We start from the raw sequence: 4548 nt of genomic DNA on the forward strand, positions 1-4548 counted from the left end.
TTTTTGCGCAAGCGCTTCATGCGAAAGTTCCGCAGCTCCGATCAGGCCGATACCGCGCGTTTCGACGACAAGCGGATTTTCGTCTAGCCCTGCCAAGCGTTTCTCGAAGGCCGGAGCAATTGATTTTACGTGTGCAACGAGATCCCGCTCTTCGATGATCTTCAGGTTTTCCAGAGCAACCGCTGCCGCAACCGGATGACCGCTGCCGGTATAGCCGTGCCCCAGAACACCGATCTTGTGGCTTTCGTCTGCAATCGGCTGATAAACCTCATCATTGATCAGGAGCGCGGAAATCGGCTGGTAAGACGACGACAACGCCTTCGACAGCGTCATCATGTCCGGCTGCAGATTGTAGGTTTCCGTGCCGAACATGTTGCCGGTTCGGCCAAACCCGCAGATGACTTCATCGGCAACAAACAGAATGCCATATTTTTTCAGGATCGGCTGAACCGCTTCCCAATAACCTTCAGGTGGCACGACGACGCCACCGGCACCCATGACCGGTTCAGCGAAAAATGCAGCAATGGTGTCGGGACCTTCGGCCAGGATCAGGTCCTCCAGGTCCTGCGCACACCGTTTGGCGAAATCCGTTTCGCTTTCACCGTCGTATTTCATCGTCCGATAGTGCGGACTGGTGGTGTGCAGGATCTGCGGGAGCGGCAGATCGAAGGATCGGTGATTGTTTGGCAGGCCTGTCAGGCTGGCGGAGGCCACCGTTACGCCGTGATACCCGCGCATGCGCGATATGATCTTCTTGCGCTCCGGCTGGCCCAGCGCATTTGACCGGTACCAGATCAGTTTGATCGCCGTGTCGTTTGCCTCGGATCCGGAATTGGTGAAATAAGCTTTCGACATCGGTACGGGCGACATCTCAATCAGCTTTTCCGCAAGCTCGATCGAAGGGCCGTGGCTCTTGTAAGTGAAGGTGTGATAGTAGGGCAGCTTTTCCATCTGCCGGGTGGCAGCATCGATCAGACGCTTCTCGCCAAAACCGACCGCAACGCTCCAAAGGCCGGCCATGCCCTCGATGTAACGCTTGCCGTTGACATCTTCGACATAAATGCCCTCCCCCCTGTCGATGATCAGGGCACCGTTTTCTTCCTGAACGCGGGCATCGGAATAGGAGTGAAGTTGAAACGCGGTATCGCGGGCTTCAAGAGAATTCGGCAACTGCGCCATGAAACGCCTCATAAGGGAAGACAGGTGGAAGGATCGCGCCAGCGGAGAAGGCACCATCCCCTGACCAGCGCATTTCAAGCTAGTCCCGGAAACGCCGAAGCACAATCAGGTTTTTTAAATTCGTACTACCGCTGGAACAGCACCTTTTTGCATTATTCCTCGACGTTTCTCTTTGTCAGGTCGCGGGTATCCAACTCTAGGACCGGATGCGCGTCGACGTCGGTCAACAGTTCCATCACTTCGTCCACCCAACCATCCTTGATGGTTTCAGCCAATCGCGAGAGAGGGCGATAAAGTGGACAAAAAAGACCGTAATCGTAGCGAAACTCCTGTCCAAGCGGTCTGAAGACAACATCGCCACCAGCCACATTCATCTCAAGTTCCGTCACCATCGTCAGCGGGTCGACAATCGAAAGACACCTGCCTGCCTTGATGAACTGCATCATCGGCAGGAAGTACTGACTGTCGAGTACCATGTTGGGATTGCCACCTGCCGCACGAATGGCCTGAACGGTCCTTTGATGCAGGAAGTGGAAGCTTTGCAGCGATCCAAGCGGAATGCCGTCGAGATCCCGGAATACGATTTCAGATTTTTGTGCCAGAGGATGCGCCCTCGGCAAGGCACAGAAACAGTCCGCGCTGATCACATCCTGCTGGAAAGTCGGGGTCTGCTCGTTCCGCGTCAACAAATCCGCAAAACCGAAATCGATACCCTGCGTCGCGGCCAGTTCCCGGATCTGAGGAGACGTGCGCGAGGACAACGACACCTGAATGTCGGGATTGTTCCCTATGACACGGCTTATGTAGCGCGGAAACAGGAATGCGGACGGACCCGGCATGGCGGCAATGTTCAGGTTGCCGCGCTGCCCGGCTGCCAACCCCTTCATCGTCCCCGACACCGCCGACATACGGTCGAGAATTTCCGAAACTTCTTCAAGCAGATAATAGGCTTCGGGCACCGGCACGAGTTGGCGGCCGCGTCGACGGAAAAGTTTCAGCCCCAGCGCTTCCTCCAGAGAGCGGATCGCGGAGCTGACTGCCGGTTGCGTTCGGCCAAGTTTCTGGGCTGCCTCCAGCAGAGAGGACGAGCCCATGACCGCCCGAAATGCCTTGATCTGAGATAAATTCATAAGCGATATATAAATATAATTTTAGTTTTTAAAGCAATTTCAAATTTGTATTTATCAAAATACCGATCATCCTAGAGGCAACAAAAACCGGGACAAAAGTCTCTCATCTTGCCAAAGGGAACACACAATGACTTTCATGACCAAAGTGAGCGCTGCGCTCGTCGCAGCAACGCTGAGCGCAGGAACGGCCTACGCTCAGGATCCGACATTTTTCCGCATCGGCACCGGGGGCGCGGGCGGCACCTATTTCCCGATCGGAGGCACGATTGCCAACGGCATCTCTGCACCTCCGGGCTCACGACCCTGCGACGAAGGCGGCCAGTGCGGCGTTCCGGGACTGATCGCCATTGCCCAGTCCACCACAGCGTCGGTGTTCAACAATTCCGCTGTTGAAAATGGTGAACTTGAGGCGGGTCTCGCAGCGGCCGACGTGACACGCTCCATGTATCTCGGCGAAGGAAAGTTTGAAGGCAAGCCTCATCCGAAACTTCGCATTGTGGCCAATCTTTATCCGGAGGACCTTCACCTGGTACTGCCGAAAGGCGCTTCGATCGAAAATCTGGGCGATCTTGCAGACAAGCGGGTCGGCATCGCACAAGCCGGTTCCGGCACGCAGGTTGCCGTCTTGCAGATGCTCAATGAATGGGGTGTCACGCGCGACAACATGGATGAAGCGGAGCTGAACAACAGCCAATCGGCGGAACGGCTCGCGGATGGCCAGATCGACGCTTACTTCTACGCTGCTGGCTGGCCGGTTTCCGCAATGGTACAGCTTTCCTCGACCAAAGGCATGGAACTTCACAGTTTCACGGATGAAGACCTGGCCAAGATCAATGAAGTCATCCCTGCCTATATCCCATCGAAAATCCCGGCCGGGGTTTATGAGGGCATCGACTACGAAGTGAACACACCGGCCGTTTCGGCGTTGCTGATCGTGTCTTCAGACCTGAGTGACGATCTTGTCTATGGCATCACCGAAGCCCTTTGGAACGAAAATACGCGCAAGCTTCTCGATAACGGGCATGCGAAGGGAAAGCAGATCACTGCTGAAACCGCGCTTGACGGAGTTGCCAATCTCGGTGTTCCGCTGCATCCGGGTGCAGAACGTTTCTACAAGGACGCAGGTCTTCTGAACTGATCCCTCCCTCGACTTGCGGGACGGTTACAGCCGCCGTCCCGCACTCTTTTTGCGACAACCTAATACCTGGTGGGAGGTAACATGCCCGGTGAGACGGCGGATGCTGCACGCGAATTGACCGCAGAAGAACTTGCGGAAATCGAGAAAAAATATGACGAAGGTGCCGCCACGCGTCAGGTGTCACCGCTCGTGGGCAAGCTTCTGAGATACGTCTCCCTGGTCTATGCCTTCTACCACTACATAACCGCGGGCTTCGGATTGCCACCCGACTACTGGCACATGGGCTGGCACCTGTCGGGTCTCTTCATTCTGATTTATGCCCTCTTCCCGAGCATCAAGACCAAGACTGCCTTTGACCTCAAGTCCGGAGCACTACGCCTTGGCGGCGTGCCCTATATCGACATCCTGCTCATGGTGCTCGGTGTTGCCGCATCGCTCTATCTCGGACTGGCCTGGCACGGCATTCCGTTACTCGGCATTGAGGAACAGACATTCCGGATGGGCAATCCGAACACCTACGACATGGTTTTCGGCTGCATCCTGATCGTCCTCGTACTCGATATTGCCCGGCGGACGCTCGGCTGGGTTCTGCCGCTGATCATCTGCGTTTTCATGTCCTATGCTCTGTTCGGGCCGATGTTTCCGGGCATTCTTCAGCACCCGGGCGTCAAATTCCGGACCTTCGTATCCTCCATGTACTTTCCGCAGGAAGGTATTTTCGGCGTCACGCTGTGGGTCGTTTCGACAATCGTCTTTCATTTCGTGCTGTTCGGCGTGATTGCGCAGCGCACCGGGCTTGGAAAACTCTTCATCGACAACGCAACCATTCTTGCAGGCCGATACACCGGTGGACCGGCAAAAGTGTCGGTGGTCTCTTCCGCCTTTTTCGGAACAATCTCCGGTTCCTCGGTTGCAAATACTGTTTCAACCGGCGCACTGACGATCCCGAACATGAAACGTCTGGGGTATCCAGGCCACTTTGCGGGCGGTGTTGAAGCCGCGGCCTCGGCCGGAGGGCAGATTACGCCACCGATCATGGGCGCCGCGGCCTTCATCATGGCCGAGTTCCTGGAAGTGCCTTACACGACCATTGTCATAGCT

General features: G+C 55.8%; 4 protein-coding genes. 2 read left to right on the forward strand and 2 right to left on the reverse strand.

All coding sequences use genetic code 11. The features are described from left to right. Together K5905_RS28185 and K5905_RS28190 are read right to left on the reverse strand one after the other, a co-directional pair. The coding region (locus K5905_RS28185) for an aminotransferase (protein ID WP_297590581.1) at window positions 1-1179 on the reverse strand (1179 nt) is incomplete at its 3' end. 152 nt (window positions 1180-1331) lie between these two features. Further along, window positions 1332-2309 carry a LysR substrate-binding domain-containing protein gene (locus tag K5905_RS28190; protein ID WP_297590583.1) on the reverse strand — a complete coding sequence of 326 codons (978 nt, stop codon included), beginning with the start codon at window positions 2307-2309 and terminating at the stop codon, window positions 1332-1334. 127 nt (window positions 2310-2436) lie between these two features. Between K5905_RS28190 and K5905_RS28195 the strand changes: the two genes are divergently transcribed. Together K5905_RS28195 and K5905_RS28200 are read left to right on the forward strand one after the other, a co-directional pair. Then, a complete protein-coding gene (locus K5905_RS28195) occupies window positions 2437-3447 on the forward strand; it encodes a TAXI family TRAP transporter solute-binding subunit (RefSeq protein WP_297590585.1) in 1011 nt (336 codons plus the stop codon). An 81-nt stretch (window positions 3448-3528) separates the two neighbouring features. After that, a partial coding sequence (locus K5905_RS28200) for a TRAP transporter fused permease subunit (RefSeq protein WP_297590587.1) occupies window positions 3529-4548 on the forward strand: 1020 nt, incomplete at its 3' end.

Origin of the sequence: Roseibium sp. (assembly GCF_025698965.1) — a bacterium.
Lineage (GTDB): Bacteria > Pseudomonadota > Alphaproteobacteria > Rhizobiales > Stappiaceae > Roseibium.